This window comes from Pseudomonas sp. SWRI77 (assembly GCF_014269105.1).
GTDB lineage: Bacteria > Pseudomonadota > Gammaproteobacteria > Pseudomonadales > Pseudomonadaceae > Aquipseudomonas > Aquipseudomonas capeferrum.
In genome coordinates, this window is record NZ_JABWRV010000002.1 from 248,252 (window position 1) to 273,770 (window position 25,519).

Consider the following 25,519-nt stretch of genomic DNA (forward strand, 5'->3'; position numbering starts at 1 on the left):
TTTTCCATGACGGTCTACTTCATCGGCGCCGGCCCCGGCGACCCGGAACTGATCACGGTCAAGGGCCAGCGCCTGATCCGCCAGTGCCCGGTGATCATCTATGCCGGCTCGCTGGTGCCCGCTGCCGTACTCGATGGCCACCAGGCCGAGACCGTGATCAACAGCGCCGAGCTGCACCTGGAGCAGATCATCAGCGCCATGCGCACGGCACACGCACAAGGCCAGGACGTGGCCCGGGTGCACAGCGGCGACCCGAGCCTGTATGGCGCGATCGGCGAGCAGATCCGCCACCTGCGTGAGCTGGGCATCGACTACCAGATCATTCCGGGCGTCACCGCCACCGCCGCCAGCGCGGCGTTGCTGGGCTGCGAGCTGACCTTGCCGCAGGTGTCGCAAACGGTGATTCTGACCCGCTTCGGCGACAGCTCGCCGATGCCGCCAGGCGAGCAACTGGCCGATCTGGCGCGCCATGGCAGCACCCTGGCGATCCACCTGGGCGTGAAACACCTGCCGCGTATCGTCAGCGAGCTGTTACCCCACTATGGCCAACAGTGCCCGGTTGCCGTGGTCCATCGCGCCACCTGGCCGGACCAGGACTGGGTGCGTGGCACCCTGGAAGACATCGTCGAACGCGTTGCACTCAAGGATTTTCGCCGTACCGCGCTGATCCTCGTCGGCCATGTGCTGGGCGATACGCCGTTCGCCGAATCGGCCCTGTACCGGGCCGGGCACGCACACCTCTATCGCCCCGGCGACTGAGCATTGCCAGCCTTGGCACTGGCGTAGCAGACTCAAGGCTCCCGCCTGCAAACAGGAGCCATGCCAATGCTGGAACTTCGACCCAACTGCGAGTGTTGCAACGCCGACCTGCCGGGGGATAGCCCGGACGCGTTGATCTGCTCGTTCGAATGCACGTTCTGCCGTACCTGTGCCGACACTCGCCTGCACGGCCGCTGCCCCAACTGCGCCGGCCAGTTGCTGGCACGCCCGACACGGGTCGGCCAAGCGCTGGCCAACAACCCTGCCTCGCCCCTGCGCGTAGTCAAACCCCACCCCGCTTGCGCCTGACAGCCCTGCGCAAATAGGCATCGTCACGCCACGCTGGCGGTGCTTATCCCCGTTTTTTTGTAGGACTTTTCAACAATTCCTACTGGGTTAATCAACAGTCCTATACTCGGCATTACCAAACTTCGGGAATGGTCGTATCTTGCAGCGCTTCTGATAACCCCACTTGCAGACGTATTCCTGAGTGTTCCAGGAAGCGGACCACATCCCTACAGGAGTTTTCTTGATGACAACCGTCCTGATCGTCGACGACCACCCTATCGTCCGGCTGTCCCTGCGCCTATTGCTCGAACGGGAGCGCTTTAACGTCGTCGGCGAAGTCGCCAATGGCAGCGAAGTCGCCCAGGTGGCGCGTGAACTGCGGCCGGACGTGGTGCTTCTGGACATCGGCCTGCCCGGCCTGGACGGCATGGAGGTGATCAAGCGGCTTCAGTGCCTCGAGCCGGTGCCCAAGATCATGGTGCTGACCGGCCAGGCCACCGACCTTTATGTACGGCGCTGCCTGGATGCCGGCATCGGCGCCTTCGTCACCAAGGACGAAGACCACGAAGCCTTGCTGTTTGCACTCAAGGCCCTGGTCAAAGGCTATTCGACCTTCCCGCAGATGTCGGTCAACAGCAATTCGCTGGAGAGCGAGTCGATACGCCTGGGCAGCCTGTCCAACCGCGAAATGGAAGTGTTGCGGCGCCTTGCGCGCGGCGAAAACAACAAGAATATCGGCACCTGCATGAACCTCAGTGCCAAGACCATCAGCACCTATCGCGGCCGCATCATGGACAAGCTCAAGACCGAATCGCTGGTGGAAATGGTCGACCTGGCCAAGCGCAACAGCGTTAACTGAGCCCAGCTGCCATGAAGCGCCTGCTGGCGAGCGTTCTACTGGTCATCGGCCTGGCCGGCTCCACCGGCCTGTTTGCCGACAGCGAACCGAGGCAATTGTTGGCGCGCTCGATCAGCGCCGCAGCGCCCTTGCAACTGGGCGACCAAGACCGCCAATGGCTGCAGCAGCGCGGCCGCCTGGTGCTGGGCAGTTCGCGGCCTGATTACCCGCCGTTCGAAATCAACATCAGCCAGCATGATTACGAGGGCCTGAGCGCCGATTATGCAGGCATCATCGCCGAGCAACTGGGCGTCCCGATCGAAGTCCGGCGTTTCGACAACCGCCACCAAGCGATTGCCGCGCTGCGCGACGGCCGCATCGACCTGCTGGGTAGCTCCAACGCATTCGAGGCGGCGGATGCCCAGCTCGGCCTTAGCGAGCCTTACGCCGACGACCTGCCGGTGATCGTTACGCGCGAAGGCCGCACCTTGAAAAACACCCCAGACCTCAATGGCCTGCGCCTTGCGATGGTCGACCACTACCTACCCGCCAATACCGTGCGCGCGCTCTACCCCAAAGCGCAATTGAGCCTGTACCGCTCAACCCTGGCGGGCCTTGCCGCAGTGGAATTGGGCGAGGCCGATGCCTACCTGGGTGATGCCATCAGCACGGATTTTCTCATCGGCAAGAGTTACCAGGGCACGGTAAAGATCGACCACTTCTGCAAGGTGCCGCCCGGCACCTTCGCGTTTGCCCTGGCCAACGACAACCAACGCCTGCGCAGCCTGATCGACAAGGCCTTGGGCAGAATCACCGAAAGCGAGCGCCTGACCATCCTGCGCCGCTGGACCAGCGGCAACACCAGCCTGCTGCTGGAGCGCCACCTGGCGGCCCTGACCGCTGAAGAAACCGACTGGATCGCCCGCAACCCCACCGTCAAGGTGCTGGTCAACACGTCGCTCGCGCCGCTGACCTTCAACGACGCACAGCACCGCGCCAGCGGCATCACCCTGGAACTGCTCAAGCAGATATCCCTGCGCACCGGGCTGCAGTTCAAGCCGCTGGAAAGCCAGTCGGCGCAGGCGATGCTCGAGCGCCTGGGGCGCGGCGAGGCGCACATGATCGGCGCCCTGGGTTACGGCACGGAGCGCGCCAGGCAATTGCGTTTTACCCGCCCCTACCTGGTCAGTCCACGGGTATTGGTCACCCGCAACGACGCGTCATCGCCTGCCCAGGCCAAGGCCCTCGATGGCCAGCGCATAGCCTTGGTACGCGGTTCGCCGCAACGGGCAGAACTCAAGCGTCGCTACCCACGCGCCAAGGTGGTCGAAGTGGACAACCCCCTCGGGCTGATGGAAGCAGTGGCCAACGGCGCCGCCGACGTGGCCTTGAGCAACCACATCAACGCCACCTACTACATCAACCACGTGTTCAAGAACCAGCTGCGCATCGCCAGTGTGCTGGACGACAGCCCGGCCATCGCGGCATTTGCGGTGGCCTCGGACCAACCGCAACTGCAGGCCATTCTCGACAAGGCACTGCTGAGCATCCCGCCAGAAGAGCTGGACCAACTGATCAACCGCTGGCGCACCAGCACACTGGTCAGTGACAGCCCATGGCGCGATTACCGCACGCTGGCGCTGCAAGTGCTGGTGCTGTCGGCGCTATTGCTGGCCGGGGTGGTGTTCTGGAACAGCTACCTGCGCAAACTGATCCACCAGCGCACCGACGCCCAGCATGCCCTGCAGGCCCAGCTGGCATTGAGCCGCGGCCTGCTCGAACAGCTGCGCCAGGCCAAGGACGACGCCGAACAGGCCAGCCAGACCAAGAGCACCTTCCTGGCCACCATGAGCCATGAAATCCGCACACCCATGAACGCGGTGATCGGCCTGCTCGAACTGGCGCTGGAAGACAGTCGCGCCGGCCGCTGCGATACCCAGACCTTGCAGACTGCCCACGATTCGGCCATCGGTCTGCTGGAGCTGATCGGCGACATCCTCGACATTTCGCGTATCGAGTCTGGGCACATGACCTTGCAACCGGTCCCCTGCAACCTGGTCGAACTGGTACGCAACACGCTGCGGGTATTCGAAGGCAATGCGCGAATCAAAGGCCTGCACCTGCACAGTGCGCTGCCACCTTCAGCGGGTTGGGTCATGGCAGACCCGCTGCGGCTCAAGCAGGTGCTCTCCAACCTGATCAGCAACGCCATCAAGTTCACCGAGCGCGGTGAAGTGCATGCCAGCCTGACCCTGTCGACCCAAGCCAGCAGCGGCGAGATGCAAGTTGAGCTGTGCGTGCGTGACACCGGCATTGGTATCAGCCCTGAAGACCAGGCACGTCTGTTCAATGCCTTCGCCCAGGCCGACGGCCCACGGGCACGCCAGGGCGCCGGCCTGGGGCTGGTCATCAGCCGCACCCTGGCCGAACTGATGGGCGGTACGCTCAGCCTGCACAGCGTCGAAGGCGTGGGCACCAAGGTGCAGGTCAGCCTGCAACTGCCGGCCAGCCAGGCGCCCGCGCCTGCCGAAGCGCTTGCCCCTGTCCTTGAAAGCAGCAGCGGCCCGCTGAACATTCTGGTGGTCGACGACTACCCTGCCAATTTGCTGTTGCTGGAGCGGCAACTGAACACGCTGGGGCATCGCGTGACCCTGGCTGAGAACGGCGAAGCGGCGCTGACGCGCTGGCAGGCGGCCCGGTTCGACCTGGTGATCACCGACTGCAGCATGCCGATCATGGACGGCCACGAACTGACTCGGCGCATCCGCAGCCTCGAAAGCGAAGGCGCGCTGGCGCCTTGCCGGATTCTCGGCGTCACCGCCAACGCACAGGCTGAAGAGCGTGCACGCTGCCTGGCCAGTGGCATGGATGAATGCCTGTTCAAGCCCATTGGCCTGCAAACCCTCAAAACCCACCTGCCGCACGCCAGCGCGCATGCGCAGCCTGTGCCAGCCCAAGGCAGTGGTTTCAACCTGAACGAATTGCGCCACCTGACTCAGGACGATGAACAACTGACGCGGCACCTGCTGGAACAATTGTCGCAGAGCGCCAGCGAAGACCTGGCCGCGCTGCGCGCGCTCGGCCCCGACGCAAGTGGCGATGCGGTGCGTGCCTTGGCCCATCGCATCAAGGGCGGGGCAAAAATGCTCAAGGTACGCACACTGGTCAAGGACTGCGAAGCCATCGAGCATGCGCAAGCCCAAGGGCTGCCTACGGCTGAACTAAGGCAGCAACTGCAGGCCAGCATGCAGAGCTTGCTGCACGAACTGGCCGACGCCCTCAGTGCAATTGCAGCGTCGAACTGATCTGGCTGATCGCATCGACCACGTGGCGTGAGCCCTGCTGGATTTCCATGATCACCGTGCCGGCTTCGTTGGCCAGGGCGACGCCATGGCCGGTGCGGGTCAGGCTCGACTGCATGCTGGCCACCGCCAACAGCGACAGGTCGTGGTTCTGGCGCACCACATCGACGATCTCCAAGGTTGCCTTGCTGGTACGCGCCGCCAGGTTGCGCACTTCATCAGCGACCACGGCAAACCCGCGCCCATGCTCGCCGGCACGTGCCGCTTCGATGGCGGCGTTCAGTGCCAGCAAATTGGTCTGGTCGGCAATACCGCGAATGGTCAGGACAATCTGGCCGATCACATCCGACTGTTTGCTCACCGCGTCGATGCTGCGCGCCGCGTCATTGAGCTCTTGGGAAATCTGCTCGATCACCTGCACCGCCTGTTGCACCACCTCGGTACCCTTGCGCGCGCAGGCATCGGTCTGCATGGAGCTGGCGTGGGCGGCATCGGCGGCGCTCTGCTGGGTGCAGACCTGGCTGGTGATGTCGCTGGCGAACTTGACCACCTTGTACAGCCGGCCCTTGCTGTCGAAGATCGGGTTGTAAGAGGCTTCAAGAAAGACCGTCTGGCCTTGCTTGTTGATCCGCTCGAAGCGGTGCGAGTGGTATTCCCCGCGGTTGAGCGATGCCCAGAACTCCCGGTACGCCGACGACTCCCGCTCCTGCGGCAGGCAGAACAGCCCGTGGTGGCGCCCCGCCACCTCTTCCAGGCGATAGCCCATGGTGGTGAGGAAATTCGGGTTGGCCTTGATGACCCGGCCGTCAGGGCTGAACTCGATCACTGCCATGGAGCGGCCGATGGCCTTGAGCAGGCTTTCACTCTCGTGCTCCTGCATGACCCGCTGGCTGATGTCCGACGCCACCTTGATCACGCTGGTGACTTGCCGCTGCTCATCCAGCACCGGCATATAGCTGGCTTCAAGCCAGACCTCACGCCCTGCCTTGTCGACCCGCTCGAAGGTGCCGCTGATAGCCTTGCCCTGCCCCAGTTCGCGCCAGAGCTGCTGGTATTCGGCTGTCTTGACGTAGGCCGAGTCGCAGAACAGCCGATGATGCTTGCCGCGTAATTCTTCGACGCTGTAACCCATGGCCTGGCAGAAGCGCTCGTTGGCGTCGAGAATGGTCCCATCGGGCGCGAACTCGATCATCGCCATCGAACGGCTGATTGCCGCGAGCTTTGCTTGCGCACTGGCCAGTGCCTGGTGACTACGCTGGATCTCGACGAGGTCGGACTTGCGATGGAAATCGAACATGACGCCGGGCTCCTTTATGCGCGGGGTTTCCTGAGCATAGATGGGCAACAGCGCCGTGCAAGCACATTGATATCACTTTGTAATTAGTCCCCGAGGCCTTCAAGCACAAGGCGCTGAGCCTGAAGAACTCTAAGTCTCAAGAACTCTCGCGCACCATCAGTTCGAACCCAAGGTCCTGCTGCTCGTTGGCCACCCGTTTGCCGTCAAGCAACGTCAGCAGCGCCAGTGCGGCCCCCCGCCCTACGGCTGCCCTAGGTGTGCGAATCGAGGTCAACCGCGGCACCATGTGCGCCGAGGCGGGCAAATCGTTGAACCCCACCATCGCCACCTGCCGCGGTACCTCAACCCCTTGGCGCAGCGCCTGCAGCACAGCGCCCTGGGCCAGGTCGTCGTTGCAGAAAAAGATGCCGTCGACATCCGGCGCCTGCTGCATCAGCTGGCTGAACAACGCACTGCCCAAGGCGATGGAAGAAGGCTCGGGCGCCAGGATTTCCAGCTCAGTCGCTTGCAGCCCCGCTTCGGTCAGGGCCTGGCGAAACCCCTCGGCGCGCTGCATTACCCGCGGGTCGAGCTGCGCGGCAATGAACGCCAAGCGCCGCCGTCCGCGTTCGATCAGGTGCTTGGCAGCCGCACGCCCGGCCTGTTGCTGCGAAAAGCCCACCGACAATGCACCCGCCTCGCCACCCAACTCCATCATGTGCACGCAGGGCACGCCACTGGCCGCCAGCATCTGTCGCGATGCGTCACTGCGCTCGAAACCGGTCAGCAGCATGCCGCAAGGCTGGTAGGCCAGGTAGTTGCGGATCAGGTTCTCTTCTTCGGCAATATCGTAGTGATAGTTGCCGATCAAAACCTCAAGCCCGCGCGGGCGCATCACCTCGTGAATGGCTTCGAGGGTGTCGATGAACAACTGGTTAGACAATGACGGGATCAGCACCACCACCGACTGGCTGCGGGCCGAGGCGAGTGCGCGGGCGGCCGGGTTGGCGACATAGCCCAGGCTCGCCGCAGCAGCGGCAACCTTTTCGGCCAGCGCCGGGGCAACCGTGCTGACACCGCGCAAGGCGCGGGATGCGGTGATCGGGGAAACCCCGGAAAGCCTGGCGACTTCTGCCAGGGTGGGACGACCGGTGGTGCGGGAGCCTGTTCGGGACATGAATGTTGTAATTTTACTACTTGCCAAGGGAGGGGAACGGCCACTAAGGTAGCGCTGTCTCAGGACGCAGGCAATGTAATCTTTGGTAGCCGTTCCGCGTGCTCGCTGCCAAGCGTCCATACTGCGTAAGGACAAGACCAATAACACCGGGGAGGTGGCGGTTCGTCAGCGACGAGACAGCGCTACCTCACCCCGCAGGAGGTACTGATGAATTCTCCCCTGTCCGCCATTGTGGTGATGGGCGTGGCTGGCTGCGGCAAAAGCTGCGTCGGTGCCGCCATTGCCGCCAGAAGCGGCGGCCGCCTGATCGAAGGCGACGCTTTTCACCCTGCCGAAAACATCCGCAAGATGAGTGCTGGCATCCCGCTGGACGACAACGACCGTGCCGGCTGGCTGGTGCACCTGGGCCAGGAGCTGCAAGCCACGGTCAACGCGGGCGAGCGCCCGATCCTCACCTGTTCTGCCCTCAAGCGCCGCTACCGCGATACCTTGCGCGCCTCCATGCCGGGCTTGGTGTTCGTGTTCCTCGAACTCACCCCTGCCGAGGCAGAAAAGCGCGTACTGGCCCGCCCTGGGCATTTCATGCCGGCAAGCCTCATCGACAGCCAGTTTGCAGCCCTCGAAGCCCCGCATGGCGAGCCGCTGACCCTGCCATTGGACGCCACCCAGCCCATCAATGTGCTTGCCGAGACGGTAGACAGCTGGCTAAAGCCCTGCGGTGAGCGGGACCTGGCGCAAACTGCCTGAACCAGGCGGTTTTTCCGGCTCACCAAAGACAGCGCTGTCTCAACCAATGAAAGCGCCTGAAGTTCAATAAAGCAACGCCCAAAACAACGATAAGACCGAGGCATAAAAACCATGTTCGGACTGGCTACTGATACCTTCCTGCTGCTCGACGCCCTGGTAACCATCATCGGGCTGATCCTGCTGATCACCCATTTCAAAGTTCACCCCTTCGTCGCCCTCACCCTCGCGGCCGGCTTCCTCGGCCTTACCTCCGGCATGCCGGTGGCCAAGGTGATGAAATCGTTCCAGGACGGTTTTGGCGGCGTGCTGGGCTTCGTCGGCATCGTGCTCGCCTTGGGCACCATGCTTGGCAAGCTGATGGCCGATTCCGGCGGCGCCGACCAGATCGCGCAGACGCTGATCCGCGCCTTCGGCAAGAAGAACGTGCACTGGGCCATGATGTTCGCCGCCTTCCTGGTCGGCATCCCGCTGTTCTTCGAGATCGGCTTCGTACTGCTGATCCCGCTGGTATTCATCGTCGCCCGGCGTTCCGGGGTCTCGTTGGTGAAAATCGGCATCCCGCTGCTGGCCGGCCTGTCCGTGGTTCACGGCCTGGTGCCGCCACACCCGGGGCCGCTGTTGGCGATCGGCATCTTCAATGCCGACATCGGCAAGACCATCTTCTATGGCCTGATCGTGGCGCTGCCTACCGCGATCATCGCTGGCCCGCTGTTCGGCAACTTCATCTCGCGTTACATCCCCGGTAACCCGTCCCAGGAGCTGATGGACCAAATCGCCAAGGAGTCCGACCAGGGCAACCTGCCGAGCTTCGCCGTCACCCTGCTCACGGTGCTGCTGCCGGTGGCGCTCATGCTGCTCAAGACCTTCGCCGACGTGGTGCTGCCCGCCGAGCATATCGTGCGACAGTGGATGGACCTGATCGGCCACCCCATCTCCGCCCTGCTCGCCGCCTTGCTGCTGGCCTTCTATACCTTCGGCGCGGCGCGGGGTTTCAACCGCCAGCAGATCATGAAGATGCTCGACCAGAGCCTGGCACCGACCGCTGCCATCGTGCTGATCGTAGGGGCTGGCGGCGGCTTCAAGCAGATGCTGGTGGATACCGGGGTCGGCAACGTGATCGGGCAGATGGCGGTGCAGGCGGAAATCTCGCCGATCATGCTGGCCTGGCTGGTGGCGGCGGTGATCCGCATCGCCACCGGCTCGGCGACGGTCGCCACCATCACCGGCGCAGGGATCGTCGCACCCGTGATCGACATGGTACCGGGGGTCAACCGTGAGCTGCTGGTACTGGCCACTGGCGCGGGCTCGCTGATCCTGTCGCACGTCAACGATGCCGGGTTCTGGCTGGTGAAACAGTACTTCAACATGACCGTGGCCGAGACCTTCAAGACCTGGAGCATGATGGAGACCATCCTTTCGGTGGTGGGCATCATCTTCATCATGTTGTTGTCGATGGTGGTGTGACCGTTGATCGGGATGGGGGCACCCGGCGTCAGCTCGGGGGCCCAATCGAGGTAGAAGCCCTCATCCCGATGCAAAGGAGCTTGCACCATGATTCGCACCTTCCTGCTCGCAGCCGTGTTTGTTTCGCCGCTGGCCCTCGCGGTCGGCACCGGGCCGACCTACCCAGACGACCCGCACAACCCAGCGCCCCAGCCGGGTGTCGACAGCACCCTCAACCCGATTGAAAAACCGATGCCACGGGATACCGACCCGCGCTTGCAGGGCAATGACCCCGACAGCCCGCCTGCCACGCAGAATGATGAACATGATTTGCCCGGCATGGAGGGTAGCGGTTCGCAAGACAGCAACAAGGCAGGCGCCAGCAAGCCCTGACGTCGCTGCGCGCTGAGGGGTTACCACTGCCGCTTGTCTGGCCTGGTTAACCCCAGCTTCTCGATCCGGTAACGCAGCATATCCCGCGACAACCCCAGCATCCGCGCCGACTTGGTCACGTTCCAGTCGGTCCGGTCCAGGGTCTTGCACACCAGGTCCCGCTCCATGTCCGGCAGGCTGGTGCCGGGTTCGGGCTCATGCCGTGGCATCTCGAACACCATAGGCGCCTGTTGCTGAATCAACGGTTCGTCGATCAAGCTCATGCACAAGTTCAGCTGATGGGTCTGGATCACCTCGTTGGGCGCCAGCAGCACTGTCTGCTCCAACATGTTGCGCAGCTCCCGCACGTTGCCTGGCCAGCTGTAGCCCAGCATCAAGGCCTCGGCCTCGGCGGAAAAACGCAGGTTAGGCTTGCCATAACGGCGGCCATGGTGCGCCAGGAAATGCCGAGCCAATAGCAGAATGTCCTGCCCACGCGCATACAAGCGCGGCACCTTGAGCGCGATGATGCGCAGCCGGAAGAACAGGTCGCGGCGGAACTTGCCCTGCTGCACCATCTGTTCGAGGTTGCAGTTGGTGGCACTGATTACCCGCAAGTCGACCTTGCGCTCCTTCACCGCACCAATGCGGCGGATGCTGCGGTCTTCGAGCAGCTTCAGCAGCTTGGCTTGCAGCACCAGGTCCATCTCGCCGATTTCATCGAGGAACAGCGTGCCCCCATCAGCGGCCTCGACCAGGCCCACCCTGCGCTCCTTGGCATCGGTGAAAGCACCTTTCTCATGACCGAACAACTCCGCTTCGAGCAAATTGGCCGGGATCGACGCGCAATTGAACTCGATGAACGGCCCCTTGCTGCGCAACCCATCGAAATGCAGGGCCCGGGCCACCAGCTCCTTGCCTGTGCCGGTCTCGCCTTCGACCAGTACCGGGGGCAGGTCGTCGCTGGCCATGCGTCGCTCGGCATCCAGCACCTGGTGTAACGTGTGCTTGAGGCTGAGCATCACCGGCGAGTCGCCGATCAATGCCTGCAACCCGGACTTCTGTGCCTCGCGCTCCTGGTAGAACGACAGGGTGCGCTCCATCCGCTCTGCCGCCAGGGCCTTGTCCAGGGTCAGCTTGAGCTCGGCCAGCACCACCGGCTTGGTCAGGTAATGGAACGCGCCCTCCTTCATCGCCTGCACGGCGTCTTCGACGTTGCCGTAGCCGGTCATCATGATGACTTTCAGCGCCGGCACCTGTGCCACCAGGGCGCGCAACAGGTCGTGCCCGCTCATACCGGGCAACGAGTTGTCGGTCAGCACGGCGTCGGGCTGGGCCTGCTTGACCTGCTCCAGTGCAAGCTCGGCACTGTGGCAGACCGTCACCTCATAGCCCTTGAGGCTCAGGTAGGTGCGAATGTTGTCAGCAAGGATTTCATCATCCTCGACTACCAGGATGCTCTGTTCCATGGTCCACTCCCGCTGCGATATTGAAAGTAAGGCTGACGCGGGTTCCTTCCTCTTCGCGGCTGCTCAGGCTGACCGAGCCGCCAAAACGCTCCATGATGCGTTGAACCAGGGCCAGGCCTACGCCGAGGCCGCCCTGTTTGGTGGTAAAGAATGGTTTGAACACCATCCTTTCCTGCTGTTGGCTCATGCCCTTGCCGGTGTCGCTGAGCAGCATGACCGCACGCTGGCCGTCCGCCACGCTGACCTGGGCGCGCAACACACCGCCTGCGGGCATGGCCTCGATGGCATTGGAAAACAGACTGTTGAGAATCTGCGTGAGCTGCAGCGGCTGGCTGGCCACGTACTGCAGCTCGGGGCCTTCGTAGCAGAACTTCACACCGTTGCGCGCGATCTGTTGGGCGAAGGCCAGGTGGGTATCCTCGATGGCCGCGACCAGGTCTACCGCCTCGGGCTCGTCACTGGCCGGGCGCAGCGACACTAAGAGGTCGCGCACCCAGCGTGACATGCGGTCCACCTGGCCGATGATGTCGTTGATATTCTTCTGCGCGGTGGGGTTGGCGATTTCCTGGGCCAGCTCGGCGCTGGAGCGGATGTTGGCCAACGGATTGCGCAGGCTGTGGGCCACCGCCGAGGACATTTCGCCCAGTGCCCCGTAGGTTTCGCTGGCCACCAGCCGGTCTTGCTGCTGGTCGAGCATGAGCGCCGCCCGCCGCACGATCCAGAACAGGCCGAAATAGATCAGCGCCCCGCCCACCAGGGTCGAGGCCCAGATCAGCACATAGCCCCGCTGGATACGCCGGATCAGGTCCTGCGGCTCTTTGTAGATCTCGACCATCGACAGCACCTGTTCAGCCTGGCTGTCGAACAGCGGGATGTAGTTCTCGATGAACAGGTACTCGGGTTCACGCAGGAATTTCTGTTCTTCACGGTCTTCCTCAGCCTTGTGGTAGCTGGCAGATACCGCCTTGCGCGAACGGAAGGCGTGCTCCAGGTCGCCATCCTCCTCGATGCGCTTGCCAATCAACTGAGGGTTGGTGGACCAGACGATGGTCCGGTCACGGGCATAGACGTTGGCCAGCAGGGTGTCGGGCAGGTGTTCGACGTGGTCGAGGAATTCGACGCGGGTCGACTCGGCCAGCGCCGGGGTGACTTGCAGGTGCTGTAGGTCCAGGCGGGGGTCGAGCAGTTCACCCATGGTGGTGCCCGGCGGCAACTGCGAATGGCGGACTTCGGCCTGGGCCATGGCCTGGATGAACTGCGCGGTGAGCATGGCGTCGCGCTCGACGCTGTCACGTACCACGAAGCGCGTCGATACGTAACCCAGGCCACCGGCTACCGAGGCGATGATCAACAGGCTGATCAGGGAAAACCAACGCAGCAGGTTGAACTCGCGCAGCGGTGCCGCGAAACCACTGGAGGCCGCAGAGGCTTTGTCGGGCATTTCGTTGTCCAGCATCTGCATAGAGTGGTTCCCGCGCAGGGAGTCCGTTCTGAAGCGCAGCCTTACTACGGTTGGTAGCAATTCAATAGCACTCCACCTGGGCCGCCGAAGCTGCCATCTGTTGCTATCGGTCTTTGCAAAAACTCAGCCAGCAAATCTTGAAATTAATAAAACTATATTTTTCAATTACTTGATTTAGCTTTTTAAGCTTTTTTCAAGATCTAACCCCCACAATTGGGTGAAAATCACCCAAAAACAAATAAATAAATATAAATCATATAGTTATTCAATATTTTTAAAGCCAATTATGCAGAACTGACCAACCTGAAGTTCAGCGAAACCCGAGTGCCGTGCCCTTCGCTGCTGCTCAACCTCACCGCCCCCCCAAAGCGCTCCATGATGCGTTTGACCAGCACCAGGCCAACACCCAGCCCGCCCTGCTTGGTGGTGAAAAACGGCCTGAATGCCATGCGCACCTGCTGCTCGGTCATCCCCTTGCCGGTATCGGACAGGCGCAGGGTGAGACTGCGCCGGTCCTTGCGCACCACTTCGACACGCAAGGTGCCGCCCTGCTCCATCGACTCCATCGACTCCAGCGCGTTGGCGATCAGGCTGCTGAAGATCTGCCTGAGCAATGCCGGGTGCCCCAGGACCTGAACCGCCGGTAACGGCTGTAGGTCAAGCCTCACTGCACAGCGCGTCAGCGGTACGGCAAAGGTCTGCAGGCTTTCCTGCAGTGCCTGCGCCAGGTCCACCGCCACCGCTTCGTCATTGAGCGGGCGCAGTGACTGCAACAGTTGGCGAATCCACTGCGACATGCGATCGACCTGGTTGATGATGTCGTTGATATTCCGATGTGCCGGGCCGTCATCGAACGCTTGTGCAAGCTCGGCACTCGAGCGGATACTCGCCAGCGGGTTGCGCAAGCTGTGCGCCACCGCCGAAGACACCTCGCCCAGCGCCACGTAGGTTTCGTTGTTGATCAGCCGCTTCTGCTGCACCGCCAGCAGCTTGGCGGCGCGGCGCATGATGCCGTACAGGCCGATATAGACCAGTGCCGCGCCAACGGTGATCGCCGCCCAGATAAGGATCAGGCCGTGCTCGATGCGCACAATCAGGTCATGGGGTTCCTTGTAGATTTCCACCATGGCCGTGACATGCTCGCCATCGGCGTCGAACAGCGGGATGTAGTTCTCGATGAACAGCTGTACGGGCGGAGTCACGAACTTCTGCTCTTCGCGTGCCTGTTCAAAATCATGGTAGCTGGCGGAGACCTGCATCTTGTATTCGAAGGCGCGATCAAGGTCGTCATCGCCCTCGATCAGCTTGCCGATCAATGCGGGGTTGCTGGACCAGATCACGGTGCGGTCCGGCGCGTAGATATTGGCCAACAGCATGTCAGGCAGGTGCGCGATATGGTCGAGGAACTCGCCACGGGCCTTGCGCCGGGCTTCGGGGTCGACATCCGGCAGCGCCGTGCGATCGGTGCGCGGGTCAAGCAGCTCGCCCATGGTGCGCACATTGGGGATCGACACGTGGCGCACTTCGGCGTCGGCAATCGAGGTAATGAACTGGGCAGAAAGCAGCGCATCGCGCTCGACGCTTTCGTCGATGATAAAGCGGCTGGAAATCAGCCCCAGGCCGACAGCCACCGAAAAGATGATGGCCAGGCTGACCCAGGCGTACCAGCGCAACAGGTTGAACGGCTTGCGTGGGGTTGCCGCCTCACTGCCGGCAGGCACTTCGAGGGCGTCGGAACGAGGGGCGATGTCCATGGCGGACTCCACGGCTGGGCACCTTTGAAGGTTATAGCCCAGAGTTGGGGGAACCATGGTTGTAAATTGATGGCATCCGCCGAAGGGTGGCTGCGCCTATAACGGCGAATCGTCCGCCAACCCTTGCAGCTTGCGGTACTCGCGCAGCACGTTGGGCACGTAGCGGCGGGTTTCGGCGAACGGCGGCACCGCACCCCGGCGCAGCACTGCATCGGGGCCAGCGTTGTAGGCGGCCACGGCCAGGGTGATGTCGTTGTCGAACAGGGTCAGCATGCGTTTGAGGTAGCGTGCGCCGCCCTGCACGTTGTCTTCAGGGTCCAAGACGTTCTCCACGCCCATTTCACGGGCGGTATCGGGCATCAGTTGCATCAGCCCCACCGCGCCCGCTGGCGAGCGGGCCTTGGGGTTATAGCCGGACTCGGCCTTGATCAGCGCATGCAGCAACGCCTGCGGTACGTTGTGGGCGAGCGCCGCGGCCGCCACCAGCTCGGCATAGGGGCGCCCGGTGATCAACTGCGCACCGGCCGGGCCCGCCTGGGCCAGCGGTTCGCTGATCACCCGCTGGTAATGACGCCCGGGTCGATGGACGTTGGTCAGTACGTAGCCGCCCTTGGCATCGATGGAGATGTACACATCGGCCTGAGCGGCACCCGCCGCCAGCCAGATCAAACCCAGGATGAGTCCACGCATGTCGGCTGCCTCTTCGTCGTGGCCCCCGATGTGGGGGAAATGCCCCGGAAAACCCGAGGTCGATGTCGACGACGCAAGCACTGTGCCGCTTCCTGTACCGCATGGTGCAAGGCCCCGAGGCAGACGTGCACGGCTGTTGCATGGTGCCTGACACAGCCTGTTTCCATGCAGCGGAGGCCTTCACCATGCAGCGCAGATCCAACCCCCAACGTGGTTTCACCCTGCTCGAACTCCTCGTCGTGCTGGTGGTGCTCGGCCTGCTGGCCGGCATCGTCGCGCCCAAGTACTTCAGCCAGCTAGGGCGCTCGGAGGTCAAGGTGGCACGGGCACAGATCGAGGGTTTGAGCAAGGCCCTTGACCTCTATCGCCTGGAAGTCGGCCATTACCCCAACAGTGAACAGGGCCTGCAGGCGCTGGTCACCGCTCCCAGTGGCGAAGCCCGCTGGACGGGCCCCTACCTGCAGAAGGCGGTACCGCAAGACCCGTGGGGGCATGCCTACATCTACCGGCAACCCGGCGAGAACGGCGGCGAATACGACCTGCTGTCGATGGGCAAGGACGGCCAGCCCGGTGGTGACGGGGAAAACGCCGAAATCACCAGCTGGCAATGAGGAGTTCGGCCATGCGCTACAGCCTCAAGGCCCTGGGCAGACAGGGCGTGGTGCAGTTGCAGATCGACGCCGAAGATGCCGACCAGGCGCGTCGCCAGGTCGAGGCGCAAGGTTTGCGGGTGGTCAGCGTGAAGGGCCAGGGCGGCGCATTGCGTGGCATGGCCTGGCGCCGCGAAGCACACTTTGACCTGGTGCTGTTCAGCCAGGAGCTGTCGACCCTGCTGAATGCCGGGCTGCCGTTGATCGACGCCTTGGAAAGCCTGGCGGAAAAAGCCCCGACCCCGGCCACGCGCAAAACGCTGGGTGACCTGGTGCGCCAACTGTACGAAGGGCATTCGCTGTCCCAGGCGCTGGCCCGTCAGCCGCGCATATTCCCAGCGCTGTACGTGGCCTTGGTGCAGTCCAGCGAACGCACCGGCGCCCTGGGCGACGCCCTGGGCCGCTATATCGCCTACCGCCAACGCCTGGACCTGGTCCGGCAGAAGCTGGTGGGGGCGTCGGTCTACCCGCTGCTGCTGTTGCTGGTGGGCGGTGGCGTGGTGCTGTTTCTGCTCGGCTACGTGGTGCCGCGCTTCAGCCAAGTGTTCGAGGGCATGGGTACCGAGCTGCCCTGGCTGTCACGCATGCTGATGCAGATCGGCTTGTTCCTGCATGCCCAGCAACTGCCGTTGGCACTGGGCAGTGTGGCGGGGATAACCGCCCTGGTGCTGCTGCGCCGTCATCCGCGCGTGCGGCGCTGGGCATCCCGCCAGCTAAGGCGCATGCCCGCACTGCACCAGCGGTTGATGATGTACGAGCTGGCGCGCTTCTACCGCTCGCTGGGCATCCTTTTGCAAGGTGGCATTTCCATCCTCACGGCAATGGGCATGGCCCGCGGGCTGCTGGGCAGTGCCGCAGCCCAAGGCCTTGAACAAGCCAGCCAACGCGTGGCCGAAGGGCTGCCGTTGTCCGATGCGCTGGAGGCCGGGCAACTGGTGACGCCGGTGTCTTTGCGGCTGCTGCGGGCGGGTGAACAGTCGGGCAACCTCGGCGAGATGCTGGAGCGTTGCGCCGACTTTCACGACCAGGAGATCGGCCGCTGGGTGGAATGGTTCGTCAAGCTGTTCGAGCCGCTGCTGATGACCTTCATCGGCTTGCTGATCGGCTTCATCGTGATCTTGATGTACATGCCGATCTTCGAACTGGCCTCAAGCATCCACTGAAACGGCTAGGCCCAGGCCATTAATGACGCACAAGGTAGGCGCCGGCAGGAATGTGTTTTTTTAGCTTTTTGCACTTGCCGGGCGGGGGTTGATGCCCGGGTGAGCGATCGGGGAACCAGATTCGGCATTTGCCCGGTGGCGGCCTGTGGCCTGGCGGCACCTCAAAAGCAGCATCGGCCATGCGGTGTTCAGCAAGACCGATTCGCTGCTGACCGGCAATGCCCTGCATCTGTTCGGCAGCAGCAAGCGTGACTGATCGTGCGTGCGCCGAGCTCGTCTGTGCTTGTGTTGCTTGAACAGCCGACGCGTTTACAGCACCAGGAGCAGTACCTGAAGTCCGGGCTTTGTTCGCTGCCTGAATCAATTGCAGATTACGATTGCGCAATGCCACGTTGTGCCCGACGCGCAGGTTGGAGCGCGCCGCCAACACTCCCGCCTGATCGTATTGCCCCTGCTGCAAGCGCAGCACACCCAGATAGTGCAGTGTAGCGGGATTGTTCGGCTGAATTTGCAGCGCCCGCTCCAGTGTGGCCGCGGCCTGATCAAGTTTGCCGTCTGCATATTGCCTAGAAGCGGTGTCGATCAACAGGGTCGAGGCCGTATTACTGTGTGCAGTCGCCGTGCGCTCGCCGGCGACGGTGAAATGGCTCGCAGCGACGCTGAACAACAGGGTAAGGGTCGACAGCATACGCTTGCTTGGCATGAGGAAAGCACTCGACTGGTCCAGGTGGGCCTGGCTCGAAAGAAGAGCCTATCGACCTGAGCATGGCATTGAAGTTCCCGATTGATCGCTCAGATGCTCATCTGCCCGCGATGCCGCTTATCGATGAAAGATCCCGACATATCATTCAGCGTGATAATAACCTTCGCCCCGTTCGATTCGTGCGCCGCGCGCAAGGCACTCACACTCCGCCCACTACTAATACTCTGGCGGAGTTCTCCATGGACCACTCACTCAAACCCTTGCGCTTTCCACTCGCTGCCCTGGCAGTCGTAGTGCTCAGCGCTTGCGGTCGAACCCCCGACGCCGTGCAGGCGCCCGCCGCGCCCAAAGTCACCGTTGCCAAGGTGATCGAACAGCCGATCAATGAATGGGACGAGTTCACCGGCCGTCTCGAAGCCCCGGAAACCGTCGAAGTGCGGCCACGGGTCTCGGGCCAGATCGACCTCGTCGGTTTCACCGAAGGCGCCCAGGTCAAGAAAGGCGACCTGCTGTTCCAGATCGACCCGCGCCCGTTCCAGGCTGAAGTCCGCCGCCTCGAAGCGCAATTGCAACAGGCCAAGGCCACCGCTATCCGCAGCGCCAACGAAGCCCGCCGTGGCGAGCGCCTGCGTGACAGCAACGCCATCTCCGCCGAGCTTGCCGAATCGCGCAGCAGTGCCGCCGCCGAAGCCCGCGCCGGGGTCGATGCAATCCAGGCCCAGCTCGACCTGGCCCGCCTGAACTTGAGCTTCACCCGTGTCACCGCGCCCATCAGCGGCCGTGTCAGCCGTGCCCAGTTCACGGCCGGCAACATCGTCACCGCCGATGTCACCCCGCTGACCAGCGTGGTGTCCACCGACAAGGTCTACGCCTACTTCGACGCCGACGAGCGCGTGTACCTCAAGTACACCCAGCTGGCACGTGAAGGCCAGCGCGGCCAGACCACCCCGGTGTACCTGGGCCTGACCAACGAAACCGGCAACCCGCACCTGGGCCAGATGAACTTCGTCGACAACCAGGTCAACCCGCGCACCGGCACCATCCGTGGCCGCGCCGTGTTCGACAACCGTGACGGCCAGTTCACCCCTGGCCTGTATGCACGCCTGAAGCTGGTCGGCAGCGCCCAGTACGACGCCATGCTGATCAACGACGAAGCCGTGGGCACCGACCTTGGCAAGAAGTTCGTGCTGGTCATGGACAAGGACAACAAAGCTACCTACCGCGCTGTAGAGCTGGGGCCCAAGCTCGAAGGCCTGCGCATCGTGCGCAGCGGCCTGGCCAAGGATGACCGCATCGTAGTCAGAGGCCTGCAGCGGGTACGCCCAGGTTCGGCGGTTACCCCAGAAGAAACGCCAATGGCCAGCGAACAGACCCTCGCCGCCCTCGCCCAGCAGCGCCAGGCCCTCGAGGCCAGCAACACCACGCCGAAGGTAGCGGGCACCACTGAGAAAGTCGCCAGCGTCCAGGCGCCACGCGGTTAAGGGATCACACCGATGAACTTTTCAAAATTCTTCATTACCCGGCCGATCTTCGCCGCGGTGCTGTCGCTGGTGCTGCTGATTGCGGGTTCGATCTCGCTGTTCCAGCTGCCGATCAGCGAATACCCGGAAGTGGTGCCGCCCACCGTGGTGGTGCGCGCCAACTTCCCCGGTGCCAACCCCAAAGTGATCGGCGAAACCGTCGCCGCGCCGCTGGAGCAGGCCATCACAGGTGTCGAGAACATGCTGTACATGTCCTCGCAATCCACCGCCGATGGCAAGCTGACCCTGACCATCACCTTCGCCCTGGGCACCGACCTGGACAACGCGCAGGTGCAGGTACAGAACCGCGTCACCCGCACCCAGCCCAAGCTGCCGGAAGAAGTGACGCGCATCGGTATCACCGTCGACAAGGCCTCGCCCGACCTGACCATGGTCGTGCACCTGACCTCGCCGGACAACCGCTACGACATGCTCTACTTGTCCAACTACGCCATCCTCAACATCAAGGATGAGCTGGCACGCCTGGGCGGCGTGGGTGACGTGCAACTGTTCGGCATGGGCGACTACTCGTTGCGCGTGTGGCTCGACCCGAACAAGACCGCCTCGCGCAACCTGACAGCCAGTGACGTTGTCGCGGCCATCCGCGAGCAGAACCGCCAGGTCGCTGCCGGCCAGCTGGGCGCCCCGCCCGCCCCTGGTTCCACCAGTTTCCAGCTGTCGATCAACACCCAAGGCCGCCTGGTCAATGAGGAAGAGTTCGAGAACATCATCATCCGTGCCGGTGCCGATGGCGAAATCACTCGCCTGAAAGACATCGCCCGGGTCGAACTCGGCTCCAGCCAATATGCCCTGCGCTCGCTGCTGAACAACCAGCCGGCAGTGGCCATCCCGATCTTCCAGCGCCCAGGCTCCAACGCCATCGAGATCTCCGATGAAGTACGGGCCAAGATGGCCGAGCTGAAGAAAGACTTCCCCGAGGGCATGGACTACAGCATCGTCTACGACCCGACCATCTTCGTACGCGGCTCCATCGAGGCAGTGGTACACACCCTGTTCGAAGCGCTGATACTGGTGGTGCTGGTAGTGATCCTGTTCCTGCAGACCTGGCGCGCCTCGATCATCCCGTTGCTGGCGGTGCCGGTGTCGCTGATCGGTACCTTCGCGGTGATGCACCTGTTCGGCTTCTCGCTCAATGCCTTGTCGCTGTTCGGGCTGGTGTTGGCCATCGGCATCGTGGTGGACGACGCCATCGTTGTGGTGGAGAACGTCGAACGTAATATCGGGCTGGGCCTGAAACCGCTTGAAGCCACGCAAAAGGCCATGAGCGAAGTGACCGGGCCGATCATTGCCACTGCCCTGGTGCTGTGCGCCGTGTTCGTGCCTGCCGCGTTCATTTCCGGCCTTACCGGGCAGTTCTACAAGCAGTTCGCCCTGACCATCGCCATCTCCACGGTCATCTCGGCGTTCAACTCGCTGACCCTGTCGCCGGCCCTGGCCGCCGTGCTGCTCAAGGACCACCACGCACCCAAGGACCGCTTCTCGCGCTTCCTCGACAAACTGCTGGGCAGCTGGCTGTTCTCGCCGTTCAACCGCTTCTTCGACCGTGCCAGCCACAATTACGTCGGCGGCGTGCGCCGGGTCATCCGCTCCAGCGGCATCGCCCTGTTCGTGTATGCCGGCCTGATGGGCCTGACCTACCTCGGTTTCTCGTCCACCCCGACCGGTTTCGTGCCGGCCCAGGACAAGCAATACCTGGTGGCTTTTGCCCAATTGCCAGATGCTGCCAGCCTCGACCGCACCGAGGCGGTGATCAAGCGCATGAGCGAGATCGCCCTGAAGCAACCTGGGGTTGCCGATTCGGTAGCCTTCCCGGGCCTGTCGATCAACGGTTTCACCAACAGCCCGAACAGCGGCATCGTGTTCACCCCGCTCAAGCCGTTCGACGAGCGCAAAGACCCGAGCCAGTCGGCAGCGGCCATCGCCGCCGCCCTGAACGCCCAGTTCGCCGACATCCAGGACGCCTACATCGCGATCTTCCCACCGCCGCCGGTACAGGGCCTGGGCACCATTGGCGGCTTCCGCCTGCAGATCGAGGACCGCGGTAACCTGGGTTACGAAGCGCTGTACAAGGAAACCCAGAACATCATCGCCAAGAGCCACAACGTGCCGGAACTGGCGGGCCTGTTCACCAGCTACCAGGTCAACGTGCCGCAGGTCGATGCCGCCATCGACCGGGAAAAGGCCAAGACCCATGGCGTGGCGATCAACGACATCTTCGACACCCTGCAGGTTTACCTGGGCTCGCTGTACACCAACGACTTCAACCGCTTTGGCCGTACCTACCAGGTCAACGTCCAGGCCGAACAGCAGTTCCGCCTCGATGCCGAGCAGATCGGCCAGTTGAAGGTGCGCAACAACTTGGGCGAGATGATCCCGCTGGCGACCTTCCTCAAGGTCAGCGACACCTCCGGGCCTGATCGCGTGATGCACTACAACGGCTTCATCACCGCAGAAATCAACGGTGCTGCTGCCCCGGGCTACAGCTCTGGCCAAGCCGAGGCTGCCATCGAGAAACTGCTCAAAGAGGAACTGCCCAACGGCATGACCTTCGAGTGGACCGACCTGACCTATCAGCAGATTCTCTCTGGCAATACCGCGCTGCTGGTGTTCCCGCTCTGCGTACTGCTGGCGTTCCTGGTGCTGGCGGCCCAATACGAAAGCTGGAGCCTGCCGCTGGCGGTGATCCTGATCGTGCCGATGACCCTGCTGTCGGCCATTACCGGGGTGATTGTCTCGGGCGGTGACAACAACATATTCACCCAGATCGGCTTGATCGTACTGGTGGGCCTTGCGTGCAAGAACGCGATCCTGATCGTCGAATTCGCCAAGGATGAACAGGCCAAGGGCCTCGACCCGCTGGCCGCAGTGCTGGAAGCCTGCCGCTTGCGTCTGCGGCCGATCCTGATGACCTCGATCGCCTTCATCATGGGCGTGGTACCGCTGGTGTTCTCCTCCGGTGCCGGTTCGGAAATGCGCCACGCCATGGGTGTCGCGGTGTTCTCGGGGATGATCGGCGTGACGGTGTTCGGGCTGTTCCTGACCCCAGTGTTCTTCTTCCTGATCCGCCGTTTCGTCGAACGCCGCCAAGCCCGCAAGGCCGAACGCGTGCAATCGCTGGAGAACCCCGCATGAACCTGCTCAAACCCCTGACCCCGAGCCTGCTGGCGTTGGCCCTGGCGGCCTGCGCGGTGGGCCCGGACTACAAGACGCCGAACACCGAGCCTGCCCGTTTTGACGCGCAGATGCAGGCCAAGGCCTACGACCGTAGCCGCTTCGAAAGCATCTGGTGGAAGCAGTTCGACGACCCGGTGCTGAACCAGCTGGTGCAGGCCTCGCTCGACGGTAACCGTGACCTGCGGGTAGCCTTTGCCCGCTTGAAGTCGGCCCGTGCTATCCGTGAGGACGCCGCCAACGACCAACTGCCGGTAGTCACCAGCCGTGCCAGCAGCGAAATCGGCAAGGGCCAGGTCCCCGGCCAGACCGAGCAGCGGGTCAACAGCGAACGCTATGACCTGGGCCTGGACATGGCCTGGGAACTCGACCTGTTCGGCCGTATCCAGCGCCAGATCGAAGCCAGCGAAGCCCAGGAGGCCGCCGCCGCGGCCGACCTGCAGCAGTTGCAAGTCAGCTTGATCGCCGAACTGGTCGACGCCTATGGCCAACTGCGCGGTGCCCAGTTGCGCGAGAACATCGCCCTGGCCAACCTCAAGACCCAGCAGGAATCGCGCACCATCACCGAAACCCTGCGCGATGCTGGCGTGGGCAACGACCTTGATGTGGTGCGTGCCGATGCGCGCCTGGCAGGTGTCGAAGCCACTGTGCCGCAACTGCAGGCCGAACAGGCGCGTGCCCGTCACCGCATCGCCACCCTGCTTGGCCAGCGCCCGGACGCGCTGAGCGTAGACCTGTCGCCCAAGGCCCTGCCAGCCATCGCCAAAGCACTGCCGGTGGGCGACCCCGGCGAGCTGCTGCGTCGTCGCCCGGATATTCGCAGTGCCGAACGCCAACTGGCCGCCGCCACGGCCAACGTCGGTGTGGCCACTGCCGACCTGTTCCCACGGGTCAGCCTCAGCGGCTTCCTCGGCTTTACGGCTGCGCGCGGCTCGCAGATCGGCTCCTCGGCAGCCAACGCCTGGGGCCTGGGCCCGAGCATCACCTGGGCGGCCTTCGACCTGGGCAGCGTGCGCGCCCGTCTGCGCGGTGCCAAGGCAGACGCCGAAGGCGCCCTGGCCAACTATGAGCAGCAAGTGTTGCTGGCCCTTGAAGAGTCGGCCAACGCCTTCAGCGATTACGACAAGACCCAGCAGCGCCTGTTGTCGCTGATGCGTCAGAGCGACGCTAGCCGCAAGGCGGCAGCGCTGGCCTCGATCCGCTATCGCGAAGGCACGGTGGACTACCTGGTGCTGCTCGACGCCGAGCGTGAGCGCCTCAGCGCAGAAGATGCCCAGGCCCAGGGAGAGGTCGAGCTGTACCGCGGCATCGTCTCGATCTACAAGGCCCTGGGTGGCGGCTGGCAACCGGATACGGTGGCCAGCGCGCGCTGATTCAACCCCTTTCAACGACTCCTTTGGTTGGTTACTCCCCCAACCGTTTGCCCTGCGGGCCTTGGCCTGCGGGGCTTTTTTTGCGCCTTGCGGGGCCTATGACGGCCTTGGCGCGGCCATGCCTTCAGCGGTTGCATTTGACCCGTTGCTGGCCCAAGCTCTGCCCTTCCTGCCGCCACGGACCGTCCGATGCCCAGACGCAACCGCTACCTGATCGCCTTGCTGCTGCTGATTCTGCTGGTCACCATGATCGGCTACCTGCAGCGAGACGACCAGCCGGCACCGCCCACGCTGCCCGCGCACAGTTACGCCAAGGCGCTGCGCCAGGCCCATGAAGGCTTGCCAGGCGCTGCGCGGGTGCTGTACCAGCAATTGCAACGTAACGACCTGGCCCCCATTCGCCGCGCGGCTCTGTACGCCGAGCTGCCCAACTACCCCTCCCCCCAGGCCCTGAAACTCGCACGCCTGGACCTGGAACACGCGGACCCGCTGGTACGCCAAGCAGCCATTGCCGGCATTCGCCGCTTGCTGCCGGCCGCACAACGCAGCCTGGTACTCGGCCCCTTGCTCGATGACGCCGAGCAAAGTGTACGCTTCGCGGCCGTAGACGCTCTGCTGGGCCTGGACCCGGACGCTATCGGCCTGTACTTCGGCCCCTTGCAGTCAGCCCTGGAGCAGTACCAGCAGGCACTGGAGGAACAACCCGACGACGCCGATGCTCAGGTGCATCTGGCGCGCCTGTACCTGCACGAAAACGACTACACCCAGGCCGCTGCTGCCTTGCAACAGGCCCTGACGGTGGCCCCAGGCAACGTCGACGCGTTGGCAACCCAGGTTCGCCTGCTGGAGCGCCAAGGCCATCACGACGCTTCTCGCCAGGTGCTGGCCAAAGCCTTGCTCCTGAGCCCCGACTCTGCCTTTTTGCAGTATGAGCTGGGGCTCTGGCTCAATCGGCACGAACAGCGCGAATATGCCCTGCTTGCCCTGTCCCGTGCGGTGGAGCTGGAGCCGGACAACGCCGAGTACCGCACTACCCTGGCGGTGACCCTGCATGAACTCGAGCAGGTCGATGCTGCCCAGAAGCAGTTGGAAACCGTGCTCAGTCGCGAGCCAGCCAATCGCCGGGCGCGGCTGTTGCTTATCCAGTACTGGAAAGAGACCGGCCAACTGCAGAACGTTCAGGTGCTGCTCGCCGAACTCGAACGGCAAAATCCCGACGATCCGGTGCTGCAACAGGGGCTTTAGCCCCCCCACAAGATTCGTTGAACCCCAAGCGACAGCCTGAGGTCCAGTGAGTATCGGACTACTGGCGGCATGGCCAAGCCTCGGCCCTGCCTATTG

The 25,519-nt window shown here is 63.3% G+C and carries 20 protein-coding genes; 13 read left to right on the forward strand and 7 right to left on the reverse strand.

Going from position 1 to position 25,519, the window contains the following annotated elements:
- The first annotated feature begins 6 nt into the window (after positions 1 to 6).
- From cobM to HU766_RS03620, 4 genes are all read left to right on the forward strand, one after another.
- A complete protein-coding gene (cobM, locus tag HU766_RS03605) occupies positions 7 to 759 on the forward strand; it encodes a precorrin-4 C(11)-methyltransferase (protein ID WP_186653545.1) in 753 nt (250 codons plus the stop codon).
- A 66-nt stretch (positions 760 to 825) separates the two neighbouring features.
- Positions 826 to 1,068 carry a DUF1272 domain-containing protein gene (locus HU766_RS03610; protein WP_186653548.1) on the forward strand — a complete coding sequence of 81 codons (243 nt, stop codon included), beginning with the start codon at positions 826 to 828 and terminating at the stop codon, positions 1,066 to 1,068.
- Between the two features lie 223 nt (positions 1,069 to 1,291).
- A complete protein-coding gene (locus tag HU766_RS03615) occupies positions 1,292 to 1,906 on the forward strand; it encodes a response regulator transcription factor (protein ID WP_033698002.1) in 615 nt (204 codons plus the stop codon).
- Between the two features lie 11 nt (positions 1,907 to 1,917).
- The gene (locus HU766_RS03620) at positions 1,918 to 5,190 is read left to right on the forward strand and encodes a transporter substrate-binding domain-containing protein (RefSeq protein WP_186653551.1); all 3,273 of its coding nucleotides are present in this window, start codon (positions 1,918 to 1,920) and stop codon (positions 5,188 to 5,190) included.
- Here the strand turns inward: HU766_RS03620 and HU766_RS26405 are convergent.
- Both HU766_RS26405 and HU766_RS03630 read right to left on the reverse strand, forming a co-directional pair.
- Complete coding sequence (locus HU766_RS26405) at positions 5,165 to 6,484, reverse strand: PAS domain-containing methyl-accepting chemotaxis protein (protein WP_186653554.1); 1,320 nt, start codon at positions 6,482 to 6,484, stop codon at positions 5,165 to 5,167. The two genes, HU766_RS03620 and HU766_RS26405, sit on opposite strands and share 26 nt — an antisense overlap.
- Before the next feature lie 136 nt (positions 6,485 to 6,620).
- A complete protein-coding gene (locus HU766_RS03630; RefSeq protein ID WP_186653559.1) occupies positions 6,621 to 7,640 on the reverse strand; it encodes a LacI family DNA-binding transcriptional regulator in 1,020 nt (339 codons plus the stop codon).
- 207 nt (positions 7,641 to 7,847) lie between these two features.
- Here HU766_RS03630 and HU766_RS03635 point away from each other — a divergent pair, with 207 nt between their 5' ends.
- The 3 genes from HU766_RS03635 to HU766_RS03645 all read left to right on the forward strand — a co-directional run bounded on the left by HU766_RS03635 (position 7,848) and on the right by HU766_RS03645 (position 10,223).
- On the forward strand, positions 7,848 to 8,387 hold the full coding sequence (locus tag HU766_RS03635; RefSeq protein WP_033698006.1) for a gluconokinase: 540 nt from the start codon (positions 7,848 to 7,850) through the stop codon (positions 8,385 to 8,387).
- A gap of 111 nt (positions 8,388 to 8,498) precedes the next feature.
- Positions 8,499 to 9,851: a GntP family permease gene (locus HU766_RS03640; RefSeq protein WP_186653562.1), complete on the forward strand. Its 1,353-nt coding sequence runs from the start codon at positions 8,499 to 8,501 to the stop codon at positions 9,849 to 9,851.
- 87 nt (positions 9,852 to 9,938) lie between these two features.
- A complete protein-coding gene (locus HU766_RS03645; protein ID WP_186653565.1) occupies positions 9,939 to 10,223 on the forward strand; it encodes a hypothetical protein in 285 nt (94 codons plus the stop codon).
- A gap of 20 nt (positions 10,224 to 10,243) precedes the next feature.
- On the opposite strand, the gene HU766_RS03650 is transcribed toward HU766_RS03645, so the two are convergent.
- The 4 genes from HU766_RS03650 to HU766_RS03665 all read right to left on the reverse strand — a co-directional run bounded on the left by HU766_RS03650 (position 10,244) and on the right by HU766_RS03665 (position 15,577).
- Positions 10,244 to 11,671 (reverse strand): sigma-54 dependent transcriptional regulator, encoded by a 1,428-nt coding sequence (locus HU766_RS03650; RefSeq protein ID WP_033698009.1) that lies wholly within the window; start codon positions 11,669 to 11,671, stop codon positions 10,244 to 10,246.
- Positions 11,640 to 13,133, reverse strand: a complete 1,494-nt coding sequence (locus HU766_RS03655) for a HAMP domain-containing sensor histidine kinase (protein ID WP_186653568.1) — start codon at positions 13,131 to 13,133, stop codon at positions 11,640 to 11,642. Before HU766_RS03655 ends, HU766_RS03650 begins: the two co-directional genes overlap by 32 nt.
- Positions 13,134 to 13,417: 284 nt before the next feature.
- Positions 13,418 to 14,887: a HAMP domain-containing sensor histidine kinase gene (locus tag HU766_RS03660; protein WP_186653571.1), complete on the reverse strand. Its 1,470-nt coding sequence runs from the start codon at positions 14,885 to 14,887 to the stop codon at positions 13,418 to 13,420.
- A gap of 96 nt (positions 14,888 to 14,983) precedes the next feature.
- A complete protein-coding gene (locus HU766_RS03665; protein WP_186653573.1) occupies positions 14,984 to 15,577 on the reverse strand; it encodes a transglycosylase SLT domain-containing protein in 594 nt (197 codons plus the stop codon).
- 185 nt (positions 15,578 to 15,762) lie between these two features.
- On the opposite strand from HU766_RS03665, the gene gspG reads away from it, so the two are divergent.
- The gene (gene gspG, locus HU766_RS03670) at positions 15,763 to 16,188 is read left to right on the forward strand and encodes a type II secretion system major pseudopilin GspG (protein WP_033700061.1); all 426 of its coding nucleotides are present in this window, start codon (positions 15,763 to 15,765) and stop codon (positions 16,186 to 16,188) included.
- An 11-nt stretch (positions 16,189 to 16,199) separates the two neighbouring features.
- Positions 16,200 to 17,390: a type II secretion system F family protein gene (locus HU766_RS03675; RefSeq protein WP_186653575.1), complete on the forward strand. Its 1,191-nt coding sequence runs from the start codon at positions 16,200 to 16,202 to the stop codon at positions 17,388 to 17,390.
- A 19-nt stretch (positions 17,391 to 17,409) separates the two neighbouring features.
- On the opposite strand, the gene HU766_RS03680 is transcribed toward HU766_RS03675, so the two are convergent.
- Entirely contained in the window at positions 17,410 to 18,093 is a 684-nt protein-coding gene (locus HU766_RS03680) for a tetratricopeptide repeat protein (RefSeq protein ID WP_186653577.1), read from the reverse strand.
- A 239-nt stretch (positions 18,094 to 18,332) separates the two neighbouring features.
- Between HU766_RS03680 and mexE the strand changes: the two genes are divergently transcribed.
- The 4 genes from mexE (at position 18,333) to HU766_RS03700 (ending at position 25,423) form a co-directional block, all read left to right on the forward strand.
- Positions 18,333 to 19,574 (forward strand): multidrug efflux RND transporter periplasmic adaptor subunit MexE, encoded by a 1,242-nt coding sequence (gene mexE, locus HU766_RS03685; protein WP_033698016.1) that lies wholly within the window; start codon positions 18,333 to 18,335, stop codon positions 19,572 to 19,574.
- Positions 19,575 to 19,586: 12 nt separating this feature from the next.
- Positions 19,587 to 22,766 carry an efflux RND transporter permease subunit gene (locus HU766_RS03690; RefSeq protein WP_186653579.1) on the forward strand — a complete coding sequence of 1,060 codons (3,180 nt, stop codon included), beginning with the start codon at positions 19,587 to 19,589 and terminating at the stop codon, positions 22,764 to 22,766.
- Positions 22,763 to 24,178, forward strand: coding sequence for a TolC family protein (locus HU766_RS03695; RefSeq protein ID WP_186653582.1), 1,416 nt, complete (start codon positions 22,763 to 22,765; stop codon positions 24,176 to 24,178). The genes HU766_RS03690 and HU766_RS03695 overlap by 4 nt, the downstream gene beginning before the upstream one ends.
- A gap of 189 nt (positions 24,179 to 24,367) precedes the next feature.
- Positions 24,368 to 25,423 carry a tetratricopeptide repeat protein gene (locus HU766_RS03700; protein ID WP_186653584.1) on the forward strand — a complete coding sequence of 352 codons (1,056 nt, stop codon included), beginning with the start codon at positions 24,368 to 24,370 and terminating at the stop codon, positions 25,421 to 25,423.
- Positions 25,424 to 25,519: the final 96 nt, after the last annotated feature.